This window comes from Streptomyces sp. NPDC055239, assembly GCF_053606205.1.
This window is the reverse complement of record NZ_JBSGRD010000003.1, coordinates 290,895-314,459: the sequence shown is the minus strand read 5'-3', so window position 1 is coordinate 314,459 and position 23,565 is coordinate 290,895. Positions and strand designations below refer to the sequence as shown.

The window sequence follows — 23,565 nt, the reverse complement described above, 5'->3', positions numbered from 1 at the left end:
CGCTAGGACGTGGTGGTGCCGAGGTACGCGTCCCGCACTCTCGGATCCGCGCGCACCTCGGCGGCCGTGCCCTGGGCCAGGACCTCGCCCAGGTCGAGGACGACCACGCGGGCGCAGAGCTCCATCACGAAGGCGACGTTGTGCTCGACGAGAAGCACGGCGCAGCCTTCCTCGTCCGCGAGATGCCGGATGACGGCCGACAGGTGGCCTCGCTCGTCGGCCGTCATTCCGGAGGCGGGCTCGTCCAGGAGCAGCACCCTGGGCGGGTCCGCCACCGCGCGCGCCAGTTCCACCATGCGGGCCCTGCCGACGGGGAGAGCTCCCGCGTAGTCCTCCGAGATTCCCTCAAGTCCGCAATCTCGCAGCACAGTTGAGGCGCGGGACCGCCTCTCCTGCTCATGGGTGCGCCGGGTGGGCGCCGCGAGCAGATCGGCGGCGAACCCGCCACCGCCGCCCCGCCACTCCTGCGCGACGAGGAGATTGTCGGCCACCGTGAGCTGCCCGAAGAGCTGCTGACGCTGGAAGGTACGGCGCATGCCGTGCCGGGCGCGCCAGACGGGGGAGCGGCGGGTGACGTCCGTACCGTCCAGCAGGACACGTCCCTGGTCGGGGCGGCGTATGCCGGATACGACGTCGAACAGAGTCGTCTTTCCTGCTCCGTTGGGGCCGATGAGACCGCAGACCTCGCCGGGGCGCAGGCTCAGGTCCACGTGGGTGAGGGCGTGGACACCGCCGAAGCGGACGCCGATTCCGGTGGCTTCGAGTACATGGTCGCTCGTGGCTTCGAGTTCGCGGTCGTCGCTCATGCCTTGCCCGCCCCTTCGGTGCGGCCCGTCGCGGCTATGCCCAGATAGGCCTCGGTCAGCTGGTCCGCACGGACCTTGGAGCGCGGGCCGCACCAGGAGACCCGGCCCTGCGCGAGGTAGGCGACGGTGTCGGCGATGCCGAGGATCTCGGCGGCCTTCTCCTCCACCAGGAGCAACCCCGTTCCCGCGTCGCGGAGTTCGGCGAGGAGACGGAAGACCTCGTCGACCACTCGGGGTGCGAGGCCGAGGGACGGCTCGTCCGCGATCAGTACCTTGGGCGGGCGCTGGAGGAGGGGTGCGAGGGCGAGCAGCTGCTGTTCTCCTCCGGAGAGGGAGCCCGCGGTGACCCTTCGCCGTGCGGCGAGGCCGGGGAAGCGGTCGTAGACGGCCTCGCGGGCGTGTCCCTCGGGGAGGTGCAGGGTGAGGTTCTCCTCGATGGTGAGGGAGGGGAAGATGCCGCGGCCTTCGGGGGCGAGGACGACTCCCGCCCGGGAGCGGTGGACGGGGCCGTTGCGCGTGGCGTCCGCCCCGGCGATGTGGATCTCCCCCTTGGCGGGGGTGATCAGCCCTGCCGCGACCCGGCATGTCGTGGACTTACCGGCCCCGTTGGGGCCCAGGAGGGCGAGTATCTCGCCGGGGTGGACGGCGAGAGTCACTCCGTGGAGTACGGGGGTGCCGTCGTAGCCTGCGTGGACGTCGCGCAAGGCGAGTGAGGGCGGGGAATCTTCCCCGAGCCCGCCCCTTCCCGGCTGTATCAATTTGCGGCTCCGCCGCGGGCCGCTCGGCGCGGGGGTCTTGGTGGCCGTCATCACCGGCTTCGCCGAGTTCGTCCTCAAACGCCGGACGGGCTGAGGAGCGCCATCCGCGGCGGAGCCGCCCATGGACGCGCCAGCCCCCACCACCCGTACCCTCCGCCGATGCAACCGCACCGAAACCGCCGCACAGTACCCATCGGGATCATTGGCCAGCGCCAGCCCCGCCAGTCCGAACAGGATCACCGGCAACTGCACGGACTCCGTCACATAGTCGGCCACCAGGTGCGGCACGATCGCGAAGACGAGCCCCGCCACCACCGCGAACTGCGGCCTGCGCACCCCCGCGGCCACCACCACCGCCAACCAGATGAGCCCCGTCATCGCGGTGAAGTCCGTGGCCGTGATCCGCGTGTTGAACGACGCGTACATCACGCCGCCGAACCCCGCCAGCCCCGCCGACAGGGTGAAGAGGAGCAGCTTCGTCCGTACCACCGAGACCCCGGAGGCCATCGCGGCGGCCGGAGCTGACCGCACCGCCAGCATCGCCCGCCCCGTCGCGGAGCCCCGCAGCGCGCTCAACGCGGCCACGGCCACCGCCACCAGGACGACCATCGCCACGCCCATCGCGCGGTCGTCGCCCAGATCGACGGGGCCGAAGACGGCGCGGGGGATCTCCCACCCGGTGTCTCCGTTCCTCAACCAGCCCATCTGGAAGAGGACCTGATCGGCGAGAAAGGCAAGGGCGAGCGTGGCAAGCGCGAGTGACCGGCCGCCCAGACGCAGCGCCGGCAGCGCGACAAGGGCGCCGAGCACCGCTGCCCCGCACGTCCCGACAAGGGCCGCGGCGATGAACGGCCACCCATGGCTCATCAGGAGCCCCGCCACAAGGGCCGCGCCCGTCACGAACGTCGCCTGCGCCAGAGACACCATCGCGCCGAGCCCCGTCACCACGGTGAAGGAGATGAAGACCAGTGAGATCGCGAGCCCCTGCGCGAGGATGCCGCTCCAGAAGGGCGTGGTGACCGTGTAGAAGGACAGCGCGAGCAGCACGCCACCCACTGCCCACGGGCCCCACCTGCGCATCCACGACTTCCCGGCGAGATAGTCGATCGGCGGGGCGTCCACCGCCGCCGTGCCCGCGGTCCGCTGCCGCCGCGTCATCAGGAGCAGCCCGGCGAAGAGGATCAGGAACGGTACCGCCGTACGGAACCCGGTGATCTTCTCCGCGAAATCCGCGTACCCGGCGACCAGATTCTGCAGGACGCCGAGGCCGAGCCCGCCCGCGAACGCCAGCGGAATCGACATGAAGCGCCCGAGGACGGCCGCCGTTGCGGACACGAACAGGAAGAGGGTGAAGTCGTGTGACGACAACCCCAGCAAGGGAGTGGCAAGGACACCCGCAAGGCCCGCGAGACCCGACGACAGCATCCACGCCACCGACGAGAGCCGGTCCGCGCTCATGCCCCGCAGCTCCACGAGGGAGCGGTTGTCCACCGCGGCCCGCAGCCGTAGCCCCAGCGGCGTGTGCCGCATCAGGATCCACAGGCCCACCGCGACCACGGCCGTCGCGACCCACGTGATCAGCTGGTCGGAGTCGATGCCGACGCCGTCCATCAGCTGCCAGTTCTTGGCGGGGCTGGGCCCGACGCCCGGCAGGCCGAACTGGTTCTCGGCGGGTTTGACGGACGCGCCCGCGTCCTCAAGGAGCTCCACCGCCCACAGGCCGAGCGCGGGCAGCGCGACGAGCAGCCCGATCGTCGCCACGATCTGCGCGGTCTCGCCCACCCTCGCCAGCTTGCGGAACATCAGCCGGTCCAGGCCCCAGCCGAGCGCGGGTGCCACGACACAGACGAGAAGCAGCGCCGTCGGCACGGCGGGCCAGCCGAAGCCGGAGTGGAGTTCGTAGAAGGCGAGCGCGCAGAGGTAGGCGGTCGCGCCGTGCGCGAAGTTGAAGAGTCCGGATGCGGAGTAGGACAGGACGAGGCCCGTCGCGAGCAGCGCGTACAGGGCGCCGGAGACGAGACCGCTCAGCACGAATCCCAGCAGGTCGGACATTGCTGCCCCGCCCTTCTACTTGAAGGGGATGGGTTCGTAGCACGTGAAGGGCGAGGACACCGCGTACTTCCCGTCCTTCAGCTGGACCAGGGCGCCGCAGCCGAACGACTCCTTCTGCCCCTTGGGCAGGCTGCGGTCGCCGACCAGCGTGTCCTTGTCGGAGAAGCCGTTCGCCGCCTGCTGGAAGGAGTCGACGTCGAGGTCCTTGCCCGCCTTCTCGGCGATCGACAGGAAGAGGTCCGCCGACATGTAGCCGGTCATCATGTGCATGTTGAGCGGGACGTCCTTGCCCGCCGCCTTCCTGATGTCCGCCTTGAACTGCTTCATCGCCGCGGTGTTCTGCTCGAACGGCTGGAAGGACAGGAGGATGTGCACGCCGTCGAGCGCCCTCTTCGTCGCGCTCTTGGCGAGCAGCCCTGGGTCGTAGTCGGTCGGATCCGTGATCACGCCCTTGAAGCCGGAGCGCTTGACGGCCGTGAACAGGCCGATGTTGTACGGGGTCTGCATCACGGAGACGACGACGTCCGGCGCCTTGCCGCCGTCGGAGCGCAGGATCTCCTTCGTGTACGCCGACCAGTCGCTCGGCACGGAGGTCGCGGGCACGGTCGACTTGGCGTACGTCACCTTGTAACCGGCCGCCGCGAAGCTCTGCTTGTAGGTGCGGATGGCGAAGGTGCCCGCGTCGTTGTCGTTGGCGAGGATCGCGACCGACTTGCCCTTCGAGCCGTCCGTCACCTTCTTCAGGCCCTCGGGCCAGCTCTGTGTGATGGTGCCGCCCGGCATCGGCACCATGCAGCCGCCGAAGCCGTACAGGTAACTCGGCCCGCAGAAGGGCGGGATGGTGCCCCAGCCGAACGTCGGCACCTTCTGCTTCTGGAGGAAGTCGGCCCCGGAGAAGGTGACCGAGCTCATCGGGGAGACCGCGAACACCTTGTCCCGCTGGACGAGCTTGCGCGCCGCCGCGAGGTTCTTGCCGGGGTCCTGGCCGTCGTCCTCCGCGCCCAGGTAGTCGATCTTCCTTCCGTGTACGCCGCCTTCGGCGTTCGCGCGGTCGAAGCGGGCCTTGGCGCCGAGGTCGGTGTCCTTCTTGCTGTAGCCGCTCGCGGTCGTCATGGAGACGATGCCGCCGACCTTGATGGAGTCGGCGCTCACTCCGCGTACGGAGCCGCCGTCCTTGCCGTCGCCGCTCGAACCGCTGCTGTTGGAGGCGGAGTTGCAGGCGGTGGCGAGCAGTAGTGCGGCCACGGTGGCGGTGATGGTGCGGATCGATCGCGACACGGGCGAGCCCCCTCCGACGAAGTGAGGGTGATTCTGTGCGCGACCTGATGAACCGTCAATAACCGGCGCGGCGGTAATTGATGAACCGTCAGAAACCTGTCAGGGCCCTTTCCGGGGCACCTCAAGCGCGGTACAGAGCCTCGACCTCGGCCGAGTAAGCAGTCTCGATCGCCTTACGCTTCAACTTCAGCGAGGGGGTCAGCAGCCCGTGTTCTTCGGAGAACTGGTGAGCCAGTATCCGGAACGTACGGATCGACTCGGCCTGCGAGACAAGTGTGTTGGCGGCCACCACGGCCCGCCGCACCTCGGTCTCCAGATCCGGGTCGCGCACCAGGTCCGTGGGGGACATCGACGGCTTGCGGCGCATGGTCAGCCAGTGCTCGACGGCCTCTCCGTCGAGGGTGACGAGCGCCGCGATGTAGGGGCGGTCGTTGCCGACGACGATGCACTGCGCGACCAGCGGATGGTCGCGCACCCGCTCCTCGAGCTGCCCCGGCGAGACACTCTTGCCGCCGGACGTCACCAGGATCTCCTTCTTGCGCCCGGTGATCGTGAGGTAGCCGTCCTCGTCGAGTGAGCCCAGGTCGCCGGTGGCGAGCCAGCCCTCGTACAGGGTGGCGTCGGTGGCCTTGGGGTCGTTGAGGTAGCCCTGGAAGACGTTGCCGCCGTTCAGCCAGATCTCGCCGTCGTCCGCGATGTGCACGGTGGTGCCGGGGATCGCCTGGCCCACCGTGCCGTAGCGGGTGCGCTCGGGCGGGTTGGCGGTCGCGGCCGCCGTGGACTCCGTCAGGCCGTAGCCCTCGTAGACCTCGACGCCCGCGCCCGCGAAGAAGAGGCCGAGGCGCCGGTCCATTCCGGAGCCGCCCGACATCGCGTGGCGCACACGGCCGCCCATGGCGTCGCGCACCTTGGCGTAGACGAGCTTCTCGAAGAGCGAGTGCTGCATGCGCAGGGCCGCCGAAGGTCCGGGCCCCGTGCCGAAGGCCTTGGCCTCCATCGCGTCCGCGTACCGCACGGCGCACTCCACGGCCTTGTCGAAAGGACCCGACTTGCCGTCCTTCTCGGCCTTGCGCCGTGCCGCGTTGAAGACCTTCTCGAAGATGTACGGCACGGCCAGGATGAAGGACGGGCGGAACGCCGCCAGGTCCGGGATGAGCGCCGCCGCGTTCAGGCTCGGCTGGTGGCCGAGCTTGACCCGGCCGCAGACCGCGGCGACCTGCACCATGCGCCCGAAGACGTGGGCAAGCGGCAGGAAGAGCAGCGTCGTGGCCTCGTCGCCGCGCCGGGAGTGGAAGACCGGCTCCCAGCGGCGGATGACCGTCTCCGCCTCGAACATGAAGTTCGCGTGGGAGATGAGACAGCCCTTGGGGCGGCCCGTGGTGCCCGAGGTGTAGATGATGGTGGCGATCGAGTCGGGGGTGACGGCGCGGCGGTGGCGGTTGACCACCTCGTCGTCGACGTCCATGCCCGCGCGGTTCAGTTCGTCCACGGCGTCGGCGTCCAGCTGCCACAGCCTGCGCAGCTGCGGCAGCCGGTCGATCACCGAGCCGATCGTCATCGCGTGGTCCTCGTGCTCGACCATGGCGGCCGACACCTGCGCGTCGTGCAGCATCCAGAAGACCTGCTCGGCGGAGGACGTGGGGTAGACCGGAACCACTTGGGCGCCGACCGTCCAGAGCGCGTAGTCGAAGAGCGTCCACTCGTAGCGGGTGCGGCACATGATGGCGACGCGGTCACCGAAGCGCACGCCCTGGGCGAGCAGCCCCTTGGCGAGCGACATCACCTGGTCGCGGAACTCCGCCGAAGTGACGTCGCGCCACACGTCGTCGGTCTTGCGGCCGAAGGCGATGTGGAGCGGATCCTCAAGGGCATGGTCGAACACGACGTCGGCAAGGCCGCCCACCAGCGGCGCCGACGCCATCGGAGGGTTCGTGAACTCGCGCAATGATGCTCCTTGTGGCGCTCCGCACAGCGCCGGTGACGGTACCCCACCGCGGAGCCGGGCGGGAGAGGGGTGAACTACCCCTCGGTACGTACCATTCACGCTGGTCAGCCGAGTAAATCCGGCCACAAGGGGAGAGGCGGGACAGATTACTTACGGTTGAGTAAGTTTCGGTGGCGTAATCTCCACCGAATCTGTACGCAGCGGTTACGGCTGTGACGCCCCTTCGGATACTCGCTCGACGGGTGCCGGAATCTTCGCTTCCGCAGTAGCACCAGCAGTACCCGTACCCGTAGTAGCACCAGCAGTACCCGTACCCGTACCCGAGTTGCCCGTACCCGTACTCGAGCGCGCGGACCGCACCATGACGAGCACCGCCGCCCCCGCCGCCAGACCCACCACACCCGCGACGACAGCCGCCGAGTTCAGACCGGAGGCGAACGCCGTCCGCACCGCATGATCGGAAAGCGTGCCACGCATCGCCGACGCACCACCGCCCGCGACGGTGTGAGCCGCGTCATGACCGAGCGTGTCCTGCATGCGCGAGGTCATCACCGTGCCGAAGACGGCGACCCCGAGCGCGTACCCGAGCTGTCGGAACGTGTTGACCGCGCCGCCCGCCATCCCGGAGTTCGCCGGCGGCACCGCAGCGAGGGCCGCGCCCCCGAGCGCCGGCGAGACCAGGCCGGTGCCGACGCCCGCGAGGGTGAGCCCGGGAACGAGCGCGCCCCATGACGACCCGGCGTCGAGCACCGCGAGTGCGACCCCGCCCGCGCCGATCAGGAGCAGACCCACGCCGATGGTCAGCCGCGCGGGCACCCCGTGAAGCAGGCGCCCGCCCAGCGCTGCGACGACGAACGAGGTCGCGGCCAGCGGCAGCATGACGAGGCTGCCGTGCACCGGGCTCATGCCGAGCACCGTCTGGAGCCAGATCGAGAGGTAGGGCATCAGGCCGAACGCGGCGGCGTTGTAGCCGATCGCGCCGACCAGAACGCCCGTGAAGGCGGGCATCCGCAGGAGCTTCAGGTCGAGCAGCGGGTGAGCGACCCGGCGTTCGACGGCCACGAAGGCGGCGAGCGCGAGTACCGCGACCGTCAGGGTCAGCACGGTGGGCGTCGACGTCCAGCCCTCCGAACCGGCCCGCACCACTCCGTACGTGAGGCCGCCCGCGAAGAGCGCGAACGTCACCGTGCCCGCCCAGTCGACCCGCCGTCCCGCCTGCCCCTTCGACTCCGGCACCACGCGCAGCGTCAGCCACATGGAGGCGACGCTCACCGGCAGGTTCACGAAGAAGATCCACCGCCAGCCGGGACCCTCGGTGAGCAGCCCGCCCACGATCGGCCCCATCGCCGCCGCGGCCCCGCTGACCGCACCCCAGACACCGAGCGCGACCGACCGGTCCCGCCCCTGGTAGGCGGCGCCGAGCAGCGGCAGGGTCGTCGCGAACATCGCTGCGGCGCCGAGCCCCTGAAGGGCGCGGGCGGCCACAAGGACCTCCGCGTTCGTGGCGAGCCCGCAGCCGAGCGAGGCGAGCGCGAAGAGCGCGGTGCCCGCCACGTTGAGCCGCCGTCGGCCGAGCACGTCCGCCGCGGCCCCGACCCCGAGCAGCAGCGCGGCAAGCGCGAGCGCGTAGCCGTCGATCACCCATTGCAGATCGCTCAGCGAGGCGTTCAGCGCCCTCGCCATGTCGGGCAGTGCCACGACCACGATGGTCACGTCCAGCAGCAGCATGAACGTCCCCAGGCATACCGCTGTGAGCGGCCCCCATGTACGCATCTTCATCTCTCCTCGTGCGACTTACGCGACTTGTACGACGCGTGTGCGTTCCTCGTACGATGGAGGCCGACCGGACGATCCGAATCATCAGCCGCGACAGATCGAAGGAATCCGACAGTGATGGGCAGTGCGGCAACGGAATCCATCATCCCGGCGGCGGCGCGAGACTCGCTCGACGTCAAACTCCTCCAGGCCTTGGAGATCGACGGGCGCGCGTCCTTCAGCAAGATCGCCGCCGTCCTCGGCGTCTCCGACCAGACCGTGGCACGGCGCTACCGCAAGCTGGTCTCCGACGGCAGCCTGCGGATCGTCGCCGTCCGGGACCACGGGAAGCTCGGCCAGGACCAGTGGATGCTGCGGCTGCGCTGCGCCCCCGACGGCGCCGAGGCCATCGCGGGCGCCTTGGCCCGCCGCCCCGACACCGCGTGGATCGGCCTCACCTCCGGCGGCACCGAGGTGGTCTGCTGCACCCGTCCCCGCACCCGCACCGACCAGGACGACCTGCTGCTCGGCAAGCTCCCGCGCACCCCGCACATCATCGACATCCGCGCCCAGCAGGTGCTGCACCGCTTCTTCGGCGGTCCGGACGGATGGCTGATGAAACACGGGCCGCTCAGCGAGGAGCAGTCCGCGGCCCTGCGCCCCGCACTGCCCGCCTCCGCCGTCCGTGCCGATGAACCCCTGCGGATCGAGCCGGAGGACGAACCGCTCGTCGGCGCGCTCGAGGAGGACGGCCGCGCGACATACCCGGAGCTCCAGCGGGCCACCGGGCGTTCGGAGTCCGCGGTCAAGCGCCGCCTCGGCGCTCTCCTGGCCTCCGGCGCGATCTACATCGACATCGAGTACGCCAACGAACTCATCGGCCTGCACGTCGGGGCGATGCTCTGGATCACCACCGCTCCCTGGGCCCTGGACACGGTGGGCAAGGCACTCGCGTCGCACGCCGAGATCGCCCACGCCACCGCGGTGGCGGGACCCTCCAACATCATGGCGACCGCCGTGGCCCGCGACATCCCCGCGCTCTACGCCTACCTCAGCGGAAAGCTCGGCCGGCTCGACGGCGTCCAGCACGTCGAGAGCGCGCCGTTCATGCGCCGCGTCAAGCAGCTCACGTACCGGCCCTACCTCCGCTGACGCCTCCGGTGGAGCCGGTCGCCGCCCGCCAGGATCGACGCGGCGAGCGCGTCCGCAGCGCCTTGCGCCGAAGCCCGCCGCTCACCGTGCAGGAGCACGAAGTCGACCGCGCCGAGCTCAGGCAGGCCCGCACGCTCCGGGACGCGGACCAGGCCCGGCGGGATCAGGCCGTGCGAGTGCGCCATCACGCCGAGTCCCGCGCGGGCCGCGGCGACCAGGCCGTTCAGGCTGCCGCTCGTACAGGCGATCCGCCACGCACGGCCGCGCCGCTCCAGGGCCTCCAGAGCGAGGGCGCGGCTGATGCCCGGCGGCGGGAACACGATGAGCGGCACCGGCTCATCGGGGTCGAGCCGCAGCCGCTCGGCGCCGATCCAGACCAGCTCGTCGTGCCAGACAAGCTCCCCGCGCGGGTCCTCCGGGCGCCGCTTGGCAAGGACCAGATCGAGCTTGCCCGCGTCCAGCTTCTCGTGCAGCGTGCCGGACAGCTCGACCGTCAGCTCCAGATCGACGTCCGGGTGGTCGTGCCGGAACGACTCCAGGATGTCGGTGAGCCGGGTCAGGACGAAGTCCTCCGACGCCCCGAACCGCAGCCGCCCGCCGAGCCGCGTCCCGGTGAAGAACGCCGACGCCTGCTCGTGCACCTCCAGGATCCGCCGCGCGAAGCCGAGCATCGCCTCGCCGTCCTCCGTCACCTCCACCGAGTGCGTGTCGCGTGCGAAGAGCTGGCGTCCGGTGGCGTCCTCCAGGCGGCGCACGTGCTGGCTCACCGTGGACTGGCGCAGCCCCAGGCGCCGGGCGGCCTGCGTGAAGCTCAACGTCTGGGCCACGGCGAGGAACGTACGGAGCTGGGCGGGGTCGTACATGGTCACGAGGCTAGCGCAGGTTATCGCGGTACGTGATGACAGTCAGTGCGGTATCCGGGATTCCCGATTGCGGTGATCAGGAGGATCATCGAGAGGGCACGACATGAACCGAACCGATGGAGCGAAGTGAAACGCCCGAGCTGGCCCACCTGGATGCCGATCGACCCCTACATCCTGGCGTTGCTCGGCACAGTAGGTGTCGCCGCGCTGCTGCCCGCGCGCGGCGTCGGCGCCGACATCGCGGGCGGGGCGTCCACCGCGGCCGTCGCGTTCCTCTTCTTCCTCTACGGGATGCGGCTCTCCACCCGCGAGGCCCTCGACGGGCTCAAGCACTGGCGGCTCCACGTCACCGTCCTGGCCTGTACGTTCGTCGCCTTCCCGCTGCTCGGTCTCGCGGCCAAGGGACTCGTTCCGTACGTCCTGACGCCCGCCCTCTACAGCGGGTTCCTCTTCCTGACGCTCGTGCCCTCCACGATCCAGTCGTCGATCGCCTTCACCTCCATGGCGCGCGGCAACGTACCGGCGGCGATCTGCGCGGGCTCCTTCTCCTCGCTCGCGGGCATCGTCATCACCCCGCTGCTCGCTGCCGCCCTGCTCGGCAACAGCGGGGGCGGGTTCTCCGCGGACTCGCTCGTGAAGATCGTGGCGCAGCTCCTCGTGCCGTTCCTGGCCGGTCAGTTCCTGCGCCGGTGGCTCGGCGGCTTCATCGCACGCCACAAGAAGGTGCTCGGCTACGTCGACCGTGGCTCGATCCTGCTCGTCGTCTACACCGCGTTCAGCGAGGGCATGGTGGAGGGCATCTGGCACCAGGTGACGCCGCTGCGGCTCGGCGCGCTGCTCGGTGTGGAGGCGGTGCTGCTCGCCGCGATGCTCGCCCTGACCTGGTACGGGGCCAAGCGGATGGGCTTCGACCGCGGGGACCGTGTCGCCATCCAGTTCGCCGGGTCGAAGAAGTCCCTCGCGGCCGGGCTTCCCATGGCGAGCGTCCTGTTCGGGGCGCAGGCCTCCCTGGCCGTGCTGCCCCTGATGCTCTTCCACCAGATGCAGCTGATGGTCTGCGCGGTGATCGCCAAGCGGCGCTCGCGCGACATCGTGGACTTCGGGGACGCGGAGGAGTCCGTCAGCGAGCCGTCGCCAGTCGAAGAGACACGAACCGCGGTCGGTACAGGGACACGTTCCGGCTGACGTTCGCCTGCGCGCTCGCGGGCGCCGCGTCCAGCCAGTTGACGTCGTAGCTGAGCAGCAGCCGCCCGTTCCCGCTGAGCGCCGGATGGGCCTGGGGGTTGTACGCGGCCATGTCCTGCTGGGCCGAGCCGTCCTTCGGCAGCGGCGGCGAGAAGCCTTTCGCGGGGCCGTGCCAGGGTCCTGTGGGCGAACACGCCCAGTAGGAGGTCACGTCGGTCAGGCCTTCGGTGCCCGCGGCCATGGTGAACAGGACGTACGTCCCCTTCACGCGCACCACCGTGAACGCGCTGCCGACGCCCTTGCGCTCGCCGTCACCCAGCACATGGCGCGGCTTCCCGGACTCCGTCCAGCCCTCGCCGTCCCAGTACCGCCACGCGCCGGGCTCCGCGAGCCTGCCCTTGGGGACGCGTGCCACATAGGCGTGGGAGGCGGGGCGGGCCGCGGCCTTGCCGTCGTTGCCGCCGAAGACGTACGTCCAGTCGCCGTCGTCGACCGTCGTCGTGCCGTACAGGACGCGCTTGTCCGGGTCCGGCACGGAACTCTGGTCGGAGACCTTGACGATGCCCTCGACGCGCAGATCGGGCAGGGAGAGCGTGGCGACCTCGGTCGCGATCGGGACGCCGTAGATCCACGGGCCCGTCCCGGTGGCGCGGGTCCACAGCAGGACACGTACGACGTCCTCGGACGAACCGGGGGAGCGGGGCTCCACCTTCGCGGCGACCGGCCAGCGCCACTGCTGCGGCGCGGGGTCGGGGAAGAGCGGGGCGGGCAGAGTGCTCTGCAGGGTGCCCGAACGCGACATCACCACACCTGAGTTGCGGACCATGGGCGCGGTGGCGTCCCGCCAAGTGTGGGGCTGGCCGACCAGGTTGGGTGGCGCGTGCACCTGGCCGAGGAAGGTGTCGGAGAACAGCCAGAGCAGCCGCCCGTCCGGCAGGCGCACCGAATGCGTGCCGTCCCCGCCGGTCCAGTCGTCGGTCCGCGCGGTGTCGTCGCCGTAGCGGGCGAACACCCCGGTGACCTTGTCGTCGGCGGTCCAGGACGAGACGGTGCGCGCCTCGCATGCGTCACCGCCCTCCCGGTCGTCCGGGAGGGCGGTGAGCAGCACGGCCGCGCAGGCCAGGGCGAGCAGCAGGACGATCCAGATCCTGCGCGCGCTCGGGCCGCCGCGTGGACCTTGGTCGGCGGGCACGTGCGGGACGTTAGTTGCTCGCGCGCACGTGGTCCATGGGGAGCCACGCCACGGTGTCCCGCGTCACAGGGCTCTTGGCCCCGCCGTCCCCTCCCAGCTGTGTCAGCTCGGCGTCGCTCAACGCCCGTTCGTAGACGCGCACTTCATCGATAGAACCGGTGAAGTGCGCCCGACTGTCGACCCGTTGACCGACATGGAAGCCGTACCCGGAGTTGCGGGTGACCGAGCCGGGGACGTCGGCGGTGGTGATCCGCGTGCCGTCGACGGACAGCGTCAGCTGCCCGCCGCCCCGACGCAGCGCGATGTGGTGCCACTGGCCGTCGTTGTACGCGCCCGTGGTGCGCACGGACGCGGACTTCGGGGCCGAGGCGCCGTCGCGCGTGGTGATCAGGCCCGTGACGCGGTTGCTCGCGGGCTCGCCGCGCAGCCACACCTGGGGCTGGTTGGTGCCTATGCCGCCCATCCACAGCAGCGGCTGCTCCCCGCTCGTCGCGGAGTATCGGAACCACAGGGATGCGGTGAAGTCCTTTGTCCCGAGCGGGAGTTCTCGGCTGAAGGGCAGGCGTACGGCGTCGTTCGTCCCGTCGAAGGAGAGGGCCTTGCCGAACCGGCCTTCGGTCGTGGACGCCCCGCCGAGCACGGCCGCGGGCTTCGCGCGCGGCGCGCGGTCGGTGGTCGCCGGGTCGGGGCCACGGCGCGGCTGCAGCCAGTCCTCGGTGAAGCGGGCGAAGCGGATCTCGTCGCGGGCGTCGACCGCCCCGCCCTCGTACATCAGGCCCACGTGTTCGCCGTCGGCCCGCACCAGGTCGGAGTAGCCGGACCAGTCCGTGGTCACCGTGGTGCCGCGGTCCACGCTGTCCCAGGTGCGACCGCCGTCGTAGGAGGAGCGGATCTGCATCGTGCGGCGGCGGTCGGGGTCGCCGGGGCAGGCGAGCAGCATGCGCTTGCCGAACTGGAGAGTGGAGCCCTGCACTTGGGGCGTGTAGAGATCGGGTATGGCCTTGAACGGTGCGACGAAACTCTCGCCCCCGTCGCGGCTGACCGTGTGGGTGCGGTGCCCGAGATCGGTGCCGTCCTGCTCGCGCCCGCTGACGTAGAGGGCCCCGTCCGGGCGCTCCGTGACGGTCATCTCCGACGGCTTCTGCCGGAAGGTGCCGTCGGCCGGTATCGGATACGAGTCCGTCGCGCCGATCCTCCAGTTGTCGCCGCCGTCGTCGCTGACGATCAGCGCCGCGTGGTTCGCGGTGACCCGACTGCCGTTCCACGTCTCGGTGTTGACGGTGAAGACGAGCCGCCCCGCGTGCCGGCCACGGGTCAGCTGGAGCCCGTGCACGGGGCCTGTCGCATACCAGGAGTTCCAGTTCTCCGGCAGGATCTGGTCGCTCATGTCGCGCGGCGCCGACCAGCTGCGGCCGTCGTCGTCGCTGTACTGGAGGTGCGGGGTGCGGTCGCAGGGTATGGCGCAGTTCTGCCCGTCCGTGCGGCCCGTGTTGTACGTCTCCGCAAGGAGGATGCGGCCGGTCCTGCGGTCCACGATCGGCGCGGGGTTGCCGTGCGTGTCGCCCGCGCCCTCGTTGACGACTTGGAGCGGGCTCCAGGTGCGGCCGCCGTCCTGCGAGCGCTTGACCACGATGTCTATGTCGCCCGCGTCGCTGCAGTCGTTCGTCCGCCCCTCGGCGAAGGCGAGGAGCGTGCCCTTGACCGTCTTGACGACGGCGGGGATGCGGTAGCAGGCGTACCCGGGGTCCTGCGAGGCCTTGAAGAGCACCTGCTGCTCGAACCCGGTGGCGCGGGTGTCCGGCGCCGCCTGCGCCGAAGGGCCGGGGAGCAGCGCCCCGACGGTCACGACGGTCAGCGCGGCCACGGCGGCGCGTAAGGATCTGAGGCGTACACGGAGAGCTGATGGCATGGCGCGGTCCACCCTTCGAGGTGACTGGACATCCTGACATCCCACGTCCAACGTTCGCGCCTCAGACGCTACTGGGACGGCTCGACACCTCACAAGAAGCGTGCGTGGCACGAATGGGTGTGGCCTGGTCAGAAGGCCGGAACCAGAAGGCCGGAACCAGTAGGTCGGGACAGGGACCCCGCCGGCGCAGGGGGCGCTCCCCGCCGGTCGGGGTCCCGCCGCCGTGCAGCGGGGAGCGGCCGGTCAGCCCTGGGAGGCCGTGGCCCGCACGGCGATCCGGTGCTCGCCCGCGTACACGTTCATGGAGGAGCCGCGCAGGAAGCCGACCAGGGTCAGGCCCGTCTCGGCGGCCAGGTCGACGGCGAGGGAGGAGGGCGCGGAGACGGCGGCGAGCACCGGAATGCCCGCCATCACCGCCTTCTGCGCCAGCTCGAACGAGGCGCGCCCCGAGACGAGGAGCACGGCACGCGACAGCGGCAGACGGCCGTCCTGGAGGGCCCGCCCGACGAGCTTGTCGACCGCGTTGTGCCGGCCCACGTCCTCCCGTATGTCGAGGAGTTCACCGTCCTCGGAGAAGAGCGCCGCCCCGTGCAGGCCCCCGGTCCGGTCGAAGACCCGCTGCGCCGCGCGCAGCCGGTCGGGGAGGCATGCGAGCAGCTCGGTCCCGAGCCGGACCGGGGGAGTGGTGCCGCCGTCCGTGTCGTCGATGGCCCAGCGGGCCGTCGTACGGACCGCGTCCAGGCTCGCCTTGCCGCACAGGCCGCAGGACGAGGTGGTGTAGACGTTGCGTTCGAGGGTGATGTCGGGCAGGACGAGCCCCGGGGCGGTCTTCACGTCGACCACGTTGTACGTGTTCGAGCCGTCCGCCGTCGCCCCGGCGCAGTAGACGATGGACTGGAGCTCGTCCGCCGAGCCGAGCACCCCCTCGCTCACGAGGAAGCCCGCCGCGAGCGCGAAGTCGTCACCCGGCGTGCGCATGGTGATGGCGAGGGGTTTCCCGTTGAGCCGGATCTCCAGCGGTTCCTCCGCGACGAGGGTGTCGGGCCGCTCGCTGACGGCCCCGTCCCTGATGCGGATGACGCGGCGGCGCTCCGTGACTCGTCCCATGTCGATCAGTCCCGGTTCTGTACGTGCTGGTAGCCGAAACGGCCCTTGATGCAGAGGTTGCCGTGGGTCACCGGATTGTCGTGCGGTGAGGTGACCTTCACGATGTCATTGTCCTGCACGTGCAGAGTCAGGTTGCAGCCGACTCCGCAGTACGCGCACACCGTCGTCGTCTCGGTCTGCCGCTCCTCGTCCCAGGTCCCCGCCGCCCGCATGTCGAACTCGGACTTGAAGCTGAGCGCTCCGGTCGGGCAGACCTCGATGCAGTTCCCGCAGTACACGCACGCGGAGTCGGTCAGCGGTCCGTCGTGCTCGACGGCGATCCGGGCGTCGAAGCCGCGGCCCGTCACGGAGATGGCGAACGTGTTCTGCCACTGGTCGCCGCAGGCGTCGACGCACTTGTAGCAGAGGATGCACTTGTCGTAGTCGCGCACGTAGAGGTCGTTGTCGACCTTGGGCTCCTCATTGAGGCGTGCGGCGTCGGGGCCGAAACGGTCGGGTTTGGCGTCGTACTCCTTGAGCCAGCCCGCGACCTTCGGGGTCGTCGACATGTCGACGGACGAGGCGAGGAGTTCGAGCACCACTTTGCGGCTGTGCCGCGTGCGCTCGGTGTCGGTGAGGACGGTCATGCCCGGTTCGGCCCGGCGCGAGCAGGCGGGAGCCAGGGTGCGGGCCCCCTCGACCTCCACGACACACACCCGGCAGGCGTTCTTCGGGGTGAGGGTGTCGCCCTCGCAGAGGGTCGGAACGTCCTTGCCCGCGGCCCGGCAGGCGTCCAGGATCGTCGACCCCTCGGGCACTCTGGCGTCCTGCCCGTCAAGGGTGAATTCAATGAGTCGACGCGGGATTCCCAGCGGTACGGCGGTCACTTGTACGCTCCCAGGCGGTCGATGGCGGATTCCACGGCGTTCCACGCGGTCTGGCCGAGCCCGCAGATGGAGGCGTCCCGCATGGTCCGCCCCACCTCGCGCAGGAGCGCGATGTCACCGGTCGCCTCGGCCCCGGTCCGGTCGACGATGCGGTGCAGGGCCTCCTCCTGCCGGACGGTGCCGACCCGGCAGGGCACGCACTGTCCGCAGGACTCGTCCCTGAAGAACTCGGCGATGCGCAACAGGACGCGGGGGAGCGGCACGGTGTCGTCCAGGGCGAGTACGACGCCGGAGCCGAGCGTGGCGCCCGCCTCCCTCGTCCCCTCGAAGGTGAGCGGGATGTCCAGCTCGTCGGGGCGTACGAAGCCTCCGGCCGCGCCGCCCAGGAGGACCGCGCGGAGGTTGTCCGGCATCCCGGCGATGCCCAGGAGCTCGCCGAGGGTGGCGCCGAAGGGGAGCTCGTAGATGCCGGGGCGTTCGACGCTTCCGGAGACGCAGAAGAGCTTGGGTCCCGTGGACTTCTCCGTGCCGATGGCGGCGTACGCCTGCGCGCCCATGGTGAGGATGGGAAGCACGTTGACGAGGGTCTCGACATTGTTCTCGGCGGTGGGCTTGCCGAAGAGCCCCTTCTCCACGGGGAAGGGCGGCTTGGACCGCGGCTCTCCTCTGTACCCCTCGATGGAGTTGAACAGGGCGGTCTCCTCGCCGCAGATGTACGCGCCCGCGCCACGCCGGATCTCGATGTCGAAGGCGTACCCCTGCCCCAGGACGTCGTCCCCGAGGAAGCCACGAGCGCGGGCCTGCGCAATGGCGTGCTCGAGCCTTCGCAGCGCGCGGGGGTACTCGCCGCGGAGATAGAGATAGCCGAGGTGGGCGCCGGTCGCGTACCCCGCGATGGTCATCGACTCGATGAGCGAGTACGGGTCGCCCTCCATGATCACCCGGTCCTTGAAGGTGCCGGGCTCGGATTCGTCGGCGTTGCAGACGAGGTAGTGGGGGTGGTCGGGCTGCGAGGCGGTGGCCTGCCATTTCCTTCCCGTGGGGAAGGCGGCGCCTCCTCGGCCCACCAGGCCGGAGTCGGTCACTTCGCGGATGACGGCGGCGGGGCCGATGGCGAAGGCGGTGCGGAGGGCCGTGTAGCCGCCGTGGGCACGGTAGTCGTCCAGGGAGGACGGGTCTACGGAGCCGATTCTGCTGAGCAGCAGGAGGCCTTCTTGGCCTGCTTGGGGGACGGCCAGCTCCGCTGGGGGCTCTGCGGGGGCGGATTCAGGGGCGAGGGCGGCTTGGGTGAGGGTGTCGGGTGCGGCGGGGGCGATGGTTGCGGTGACATAGGTCTTCTCCCCGCTCCCGCCCCTACCCGAATCCCCCGGCTCCGCCGCCACCAGTGGCCGTAGATCACCGGCTCCGCCGAGTTCGTCCTCAAACGCCGGACGGGCTGAACCCCCCTCGCCCGGCCGTGATCTATCAGCCCGTCCGGCGTTTGAGGACGAGCCGTCAAGGCGATTGGCGGTGACACTAGGCCCTCGCGCCAGCGAGTTTTCGGGAAGGGGCGGGGTTGAGGAAAATTGCGCCGCAGGCACACCGGCCCGCACCACCAACGCAGCCGGAGCCCTCTCACACAACCCCAGGCAGGGGCTCTGTTCGACGGTGACCCCGGACTCCGTCCCCAGCCGTGCCCCCACGGCCCCGCACAGCTCAGAGCCACCCCCACAAGCCAGATCCGTACACACCCGCACCACAGTCGCCGGACGCGGCCGCACCGAGAACATCGAGTAGAACGTGGCCACCCCGTACCCCTCCGCCGGCGGCACCATCAGCCGTCGGCAGAGGTAGTCCAGGCCCCCCTCGCTCACCCACCCCACGCGGTCGTTGAGCGCGTGCAACCCCGGCAACAGCTCATCCCGCCGCTCCCGCGCCGCACGACCGCCCCGCGCCCACCGGAGATCGGCGTCGCTGCGATCGTCGGCACCTTCCCACGCCGACTCGGGCGGACCGAGCACCGCGTCGACGGCCTCCCGCTCCTCGTCCGTCGGCTTGCTGTCACCGAAGTGCAGATCCATACGTCACGTCACCTCACGTCGCGGGCACGGTCAGCTTGTCGATACGTATCGCCGACGCCTTGAACTCCGCCGTGCCCGCGATCGGGCAATTGGCCTCGATCGTGAGCTGGTTGGTGTCGACCTCGTCGGGAAAGTGCATGGTCATGAAGGCCAGACCGGGGCGCAGCCCGGTGTCCACCCACACGGGCGCCGTCACCGCACCGCGCCGCGACGACACGCGGACCTGCTCGCCGACCACGACCCCGTACCGCTCCGCGTCCTCCGGGCACAGCTCGACGAACTCACCGCGCCGCAGCGGCGAGGCGAAACTCCCGCTCTGCACCCCGGTGTTGTAGGAGTCGAGCCGCCGCCCCGTCGTGAGCCGGATCGGATACGTCTCGTCCGTGAGGTCCACCGGCGGATCGTGCGCGACGAGCCCGAAGGGCGCGAGCACGCCCCGCCGCGCCGGGTCCGCGTCCCACAACCGCCCGTGCAGGTAGGTCGGTTCGACCCGGTCCTCCGACGGGCAGGGCCACTGGATGCCCTGCAAGGATTCGAGACGGTCGTACGTCATGCCCCAGTGGTCCGGCGACACCGACCGCAGCTCGTCCCAGACCGCCTGCGCGTCCGCGTACTTCCAGTCGTGGCCCAGCCGCTCGGCGAGATCGCAGAGGATGTCGATGTCCTCACGCGCCTCACCGGGTGGCCGCACGGCCTTGCGCACCCGCTGCACACGCCGCTCGCTGTTGGTCGTCGTACCGTCGGTCTCCGCCCAGGCGGCGGTCGCCGGCAGGACGACATCGGCCAACTCGGCCGTCTTCGTAAGGAAGATGTCCTGTACGACGAAGAAGTCCAGGGCCCGCATCCGCCGCATCGCCTGCTCGCTGTCCGCCTCCGACTGGGCGGGGTTCTCGCCTATGCAGTAGACGGCCTTGAGCGCGCCCTCCTCCATCGCCTCGAACATCTCGGTGAGGTTCAGGCCGTAGTGCGGCTGGATGGACGTGTCCCAGGCCGTCTCGAACTTCAGCCGCGACTCCGGGTCGAGGATGTCCTGGAAGCCGGGCAGGCGGTTGGGGATCGCGCCCATGTCGCCGCCGCCCTGCACGTTGTTCTGGCCGCGCAGGGGCTGCAGACCCGAGCCGAAGCGCCCCACGTGGCCGGTCAGGAGCGAGAGGTTGATCAGCGCGCGGACGTTGTCCGTGCCGTTGTGGTGCTCGGTGATGCCGAGCGTCCAGCACAGCTGCGCCCGCTCGGCACGCGCGTAGGCGTGCGCCAGCTCCTTGATGGCGGCGGCGGGTACGCCCGTCACCTTCTCGGCGAGCGAGAGCGTCCACGGCTCCACCAGAGCCGCGTACTCCTCGAAGCCGGACGTCGCACGCTCGACGAACGCCCGGTTGGCCAGGCCCGCGTGGATGATCTCGCGGCCGATCGCGTGCGCCATCGGGATGTCCGTGCCGACGTTCAGGCCGAGCCAGCTCTCCGCCCACTCGGCGGTCTTGGTGCGGCGCGGGTCGACGGCGTACATGCGGGCGCCGTTCCTGATCCCCTTCAGGACGTGCTGGAAGAAGATCGGGTGCGCGAAGCGGGCGTTGGAGCCCCACATCACGATCAGGTCGGTGTGTTCGACCTCTTCATAAGAAGAGGTGCCGCCGCCCGATCCGAAGGCGGCGGAGAGGCCCGCGACGCTCGGGGCGTGGCAGGTGCGGTTGCAGGAGTCGACGTTGTTCGTGCCCATCACCACGCGGGCGAACTTCTGCGCCACGTAGTTCATCTCGTTGGTCGCGCGGGCGCAGGAGAACAGCCCGAACGCGCCGCGCGCGGCCCGCAGCCCCGCTGCCGTCCTGGTCAGCGCCTCGTCCCAGGTGGCCCGGCGGAACGGCTCGTCGCGCGAGTCGCGGACGAGGGGGTGGGTGAGCCGGGTGTACGTCTTGGGCACCCGGTCCCGTTTCCTGCTCATGCCGCGCTCCTCATGTTCTCGCTCATGCCGCGCTCCTCATACGGTCGGCCAGCAGATCCGAGATGGCGTGGACGGTACGGAGCGTCGGCACCGGGACTCCGGTGATCTCCGCGAGCTCCACGACGGCCGCGAGCAGCACGTCGAGTTCCAGCGGTTTGCCGCGCTCCAGGTCCTGGAGTGTCGAGGTGCGGTGGTCGCCCACGCGCTCGGCGCCCGCGAGGCGCCGCTCGACGGAGATGTCCGGGCGGCAGCCGAGGGCCGCCGCGACGGTGAGCGTCTCGGTCATCATGATCTCGATGACGCGGCGCGTGCCGCCGTGCAGGCACATCTCCCGCATCGTGGCGCGGGCGAGCGCGCTGATCGGGTTGAAGGAGATGTTGCCGAGCAGCTTGATCCAGATGTCGCCGCGCAGTTCGGGTTCGACGGGGCACTTCAGGCCGCCTGCCTGCATCGCCTCGCTGAAGGCGAGACAGCGCGCCGAGCGCGAGCGGTCGGGCTCCCCGATGGAGAACCGGGTTCCTTCCAGATGCCGGACAACTCCCGGCCCCTCCAGTTCGGTTGCCGCGTACACCACACATCCGATGGCCCGCTCGGGCGCGATCACCGCACTGACCGCGCCGTCGGGGTCCACGCTCGAGACGCGGTGGCCGTCGTGCGGGCCGCCGTGCCGGTGGAAGTACCACCAGGGGATGCCGTTCTGGGCGGCGATCACCGCCGTCCGCTCGTGCAGGAGAGGCTCGATCAGCGGCCCGCACGCCGCGTACGAGTTGGCCTTCAGGCCCAGGAAGACGAAGTCGACGGGGCCGATGTCGGCCGGGTCGTCGGTGGCGTGGGCCCGCGCGGTGAAGTCGCCGCGCGGGCTGTGGACACGTACTCCGTGCTGCCTCATGGCCGCGAGATGCGGTCCACGGGCGACGAGATGGACGTCGGCACCGGCGCGGTGCAGCGCGGCTCCGACGTAGGCGCCGATCGCACCGGCGCCGAGGACTGCGACTTTCACGGTGGCGCGCTCCGTTCGGTTGAGGGATCCGAAGAAGGCTCGAGAGAAACTCGGAGGGAGCTCAGAATCGACATCGCACGTCATGAACTGTCGATGGAATATTGTCTACAGTATGGAAGTTGACCCAGCAAGAGGTCGCGCGGCAGATTGCATACCGTCGACGGAATCGGCTCGACCCCCTTCACAACTCCTCACTTGATTCCTACTGTTCGGGATCATGAAGCCTCCCGTCGCACCACCGGGATGGAGTCGCTGGCTCGTACCGCCCGCCGCCCTGTCCGTACACCTCTCCATCGGCCAGGCCTACGCCTGGAGCGTCTTCAAACCCCCGCTGGAATCAGCGCTCCACCTCAGCGGCACGGAGAGCGCGCTCCCCTTCCAGCTCGGCATCGTGATGCTCGGCCTCTCGGCGGCCTTCGGCGGCACGCTCGTCGAGCGCAACGGGCCGCGCTGGGCGATGACGGTCGCCCTCGTCTGCTTCTCGTCCGGCTTCCTCATCGCGGCACTGGGCGCGGCGACCAGCCAGTTCTGGCTGATCGTCTTCGGCTACGGCTTCGTCGGCGGCATCGGCCTCGGCATCGGCTACATCTCGCCCGTATCGACACTGATCAAGTGGTTCCCCGACCGCCCCGGCATGGCGACCGGCATCGCGATCATGGGCTTCGGCGGCGGTGCGCTCATCGCGTCGCCGTGGTCGGCGCAGATGCTGGACTCCTTCGGCAGCGACAACGACGGCATCGCGCTCGCCTTCCTCGTGCACGGCCTCACGTACGCCGTCTTCATGGCGCTCGGCGTGTTCCTGGTGCGGGTGCCGCGTACGGAAGGGGCGCGGGCGCCCGGCGCTCCCGGTGTGCTCGACGGGCCGCAGGTGTCCGCGCGGGCCGCCGTGCGCACCCCCCAGTTCTGGTGCCTGTGGATCGTGCTCTGCATGAACGTGACGGCGGGCATCGGCATCCTGGAGAAGGCGGCGCCGATGATCACCGACTTCTTCTCCGACACCTCTACGCCGGTCTCGGCAGCTGCGGCGGCGGGCTTCGTCGCCCTGCTCTCCGCCGCCAACATGGCCGGACGCATCGGCTGGTCGTCGGCGTCCGACCTGATCGGCCGCAAGAACGTCTACCGCGTCTACCTGGGCGCCGGCGCGCTGATGTATCTGCTGATCGCCCTCTTCGGGGACACCTCGAAACCGCTCTTCGTCGTCTGCGCCCTTGTGATCCTCTCCTTCTACGGAGGCGGCTTCGCGACGATCCCGGCGTACCTGAAGGACCTCTTCGGGACGTACCAGGTCGGCGCGATCCACGGGCGTCTCCTCACCGCCTGGTCCACGGCGGGCGTCCTCGGGCCGCTGATCGTCAACTGGGTCGCCGACCGCCAGGAAGAGGCGGGCAAGCACGGGGCGGGGCTCTACGGACTCTCGCTCTCGATCATGATCGGGCTCCTTATCGTCGGATTTGTCGCGAACGAGTTCGTCCGTCCCGTCCACGCCCGTCATCACATCGCCCCGCCGAAGGAGGCCGCCGCCCATGACGACATCGACGAGCACGCCGCAAAGTAGTCCGCCCCGCCGTCGAGCGCTCATCGTCGGCGCCTGGGTCTGGGTGGGGGTTCCGCTCGCATATGGGGTGTATGAGCTCGTACACAAGGCCACTCAGCTCTTCACCGGGTGACGTGATGATGAGAAGTGTCCAAACCCCGCGCTCG

At 70.2% G+C, this 23,565-nt stretch carries 17 protein-coding genes; 4 read left to right on the top strand and 13 right to left on the bottom strand.

Going from position 1 to position 23,565, the window contains the following annotated elements:
• Positions 1 to 2: 2 nt before the first annotated feature.
• The 5 genes from ACWFRJ_RS12325 to ACWFRJ_RS12305 form a co-directional block, all read right to left on the bottom strand.
• Entirely contained in the window at positions 3 to 806 is an 804-nt protein-coding gene (locus ACWFRJ_RS12325; protein ID WP_453527955.1) for an ABC transporter ATP-binding protein, read from the bottom strand.
• A complete protein-coding gene (locus ACWFRJ_RS12320) occupies positions 803 to 3,616 on the bottom strand; it encodes an ABC transporter permease subunit (protein WP_453527952.1) in 2,814 nt (937 codons plus the stop codon). Before ACWFRJ_RS12320 ends, ACWFRJ_RS12325 begins: the two co-directional genes overlap by 4 nt.
• A gap of 15 nt (positions 3,617 to 3,631) precedes the next feature.
• Positions 3,632 to 4,894: an ABC transporter substrate-binding protein gene (locus ACWFRJ_RS12315; protein WP_453527949.1), complete on the bottom strand. Its 1,263-nt coding sequence runs from the start codon at positions 4,892 to 4,894 to the stop codon at positions 3,632 to 3,634.
• A gap of 121 nt (positions 4,895 to 5,015) precedes the next feature.
• Positions 5,016 to 6,839: an AMP-dependent synthetase/ligase gene (locus ACWFRJ_RS12310; RefSeq protein WP_453527946.1), complete on the bottom strand. Its 1,824-nt coding sequence runs from the start codon at positions 6,837 to 6,839 to the stop codon at positions 5,016 to 5,018.
• 204 nt (positions 6,840 to 7,043) lie between these two features.
• Positions 7,044 to 8,612, bottom strand: a complete 1,569-nt coding sequence (locus ACWFRJ_RS12305; RefSeq protein ID WP_453527943.1) for an MFS transporter — start codon at positions 8,610 to 8,612, stop codon at positions 7,044 to 7,046.
• 120 nt (positions 8,613 to 8,732) lie between these two features.
• On the opposite strand from ACWFRJ_RS12305, the gene ACWFRJ_RS12300 reads away from it, so the two are divergent.
• Positions 8,733 to 9,746, top strand: coding sequence for an Lrp/AsnC family transcriptional regulator (locus ACWFRJ_RS12300; protein WP_453527940.1), 1,014 nt, complete (start codon positions 8,733 to 8,735; stop codon positions 9,744 to 9,746).
• Here the strand turns inward: ACWFRJ_RS12300 and ACWFRJ_RS12295 are convergent.
• Complete coding sequence (locus ACWFRJ_RS12295; RefSeq protein ID WP_453527937.1) at positions 9,734 to 10,609, bottom strand: LysR substrate-binding domain-containing protein; 876 nt, start codon at positions 10,607 to 10,609, stop codon at positions 9,734 to 9,736. The genes ACWFRJ_RS12300 and ACWFRJ_RS12295 overlap by 13 nt on opposite strands.
• A 126-nt stretch (positions 10,610 to 10,735) precedes the next feature.
• Here ACWFRJ_RS12295 and ACWFRJ_RS12290 point away from each other — a divergent pair, with 126 nt between their 5' ends.
• Positions 10,736 to 11,794, top strand: a complete 1,059-nt coding sequence (locus tag ACWFRJ_RS12290) for a bile acid:sodium symporter family protein (RefSeq protein ID WP_453527934.1) — start codon at positions 10,736 to 10,738, stop codon at positions 11,792 to 11,794.
• On the opposite strand, the gene ACWFRJ_RS12285 is transcribed toward ACWFRJ_RS12290, so the two are convergent.
• From ACWFRJ_RS12285 to ACWFRJ_RS12255, 7 genes are all read right to left on the bottom strand, one after another.
• Positions 11,730 to 12,986, bottom strand: coding sequence for a DUF4185 domain-containing protein (locus tag ACWFRJ_RS12285; RefSeq protein ID WP_453527931.1), 1,257 nt, complete (start codon positions 12,984 to 12,986; stop codon positions 11,730 to 11,732). The genes ACWFRJ_RS12290 and ACWFRJ_RS12285 overlap by 65 nt on opposite strands.
• Positions 12,987 to 12,996: 10 nt before the next feature.
• The gene (locus tag ACWFRJ_RS12280) at positions 12,997 to 14,895 is read right to left on the bottom strand and encodes an exo-alpha-sialidase (protein WP_453527928.1); all 1,899 of its coding nucleotides are present in this window, start codon (positions 14,893 to 14,895) and stop codon (positions 12,997 to 12,999) included.
• Between the two features lie 243 nt (positions 14,896 to 15,138).
• Positions 15,139 to 16,002 (bottom strand): formate dehydrogenase accessory sulfurtransferase FdhD, encoded by an 864-nt coding sequence (gene fdhD / locus ACWFRJ_RS12275; protein WP_453527925.1) that lies wholly within the window; start codon positions 16,000 to 16,002, stop codon positions 15,139 to 15,141.
• Between the two features lie 5 nt (positions 16,003 to 16,007).
• Positions 16,008 to 16,868 (bottom strand): 2Fe-2S iron-sulfur cluster-binding protein, encoded by an 861-nt coding sequence (locus tag ACWFRJ_RS12270; protein WP_453527922.1) that lies wholly within the window; start codon positions 16,866 to 16,868, stop codon positions 16,008 to 16,010.
• On the bottom strand, positions 16,865 to 18,928 hold the full coding sequence (locus tag ACWFRJ_RS12265) for an NADH-ubiquinone oxidoreductase-F iron-sulfur binding region domain-containing protein (RefSeq protein ID WP_453527919.1): 2,064 nt from the start codon (positions 18,926 to 18,928) through the stop codon (positions 16,865 to 16,867). Before ACWFRJ_RS12265 ends, ACWFRJ_RS12270 begins: the two co-directional genes overlap by 4 nt.
• A 13-nt stretch (positions 18,929 to 18,941) precedes the next feature.
• A complete protein-coding gene (locus ACWFRJ_RS12260) occupies positions 18,942 to 20,864 on the bottom strand; it encodes a molybdopterin oxidoreductase family protein (protein ID WP_453527917.1) in 1,923 nt (640 codons plus the stop codon).
• Between the two features lie 22 nt (positions 20,865 to 20,886).
• Positions 20,887 to 21,864 carry a 2-dehydropantoate 2-reductase gene (locus ACWFRJ_RS12255; protein WP_453527914.1) on the bottom strand — a complete coding sequence of 326 codons (978 nt, stop codon included), beginning with the start codon at positions 21,862 to 21,864 and terminating at the stop codon, positions 20,887 to 20,889.
• A 217-nt stretch (positions 21,865 to 22,081) separates the two neighbouring features.
• Here ACWFRJ_RS12255 and ACWFRJ_RS12250 point away from each other — a divergent pair, with 217 nt between their 5' ends.
• Both ACWFRJ_RS12250 and ACWFRJ_RS12245 read left to right on the top strand, forming a co-directional pair.
• Positions 22,082 to 23,419 (top strand): OFA family MFS transporter, encoded by a 1,338-nt coding sequence (locus ACWFRJ_RS12250; protein ID WP_453527911.1) that lies wholly within the window; start codon positions 22,082 to 22,084, stop codon positions 23,417 to 23,419.
• A complete protein-coding gene (locus ACWFRJ_RS12245) occupies positions 23,388 to 23,531 on the top strand; it encodes an MFS transporter small subunit (protein ID WP_453527908.1) in 144 nt (47 codons plus the stop codon). Before ACWFRJ_RS12250 ends, ACWFRJ_RS12245 begins: the two co-directional genes overlap by 32 nt.
• The last annotated feature ends 34 nt before the right edge of the window (positions 23,532 to 23,565 follow it).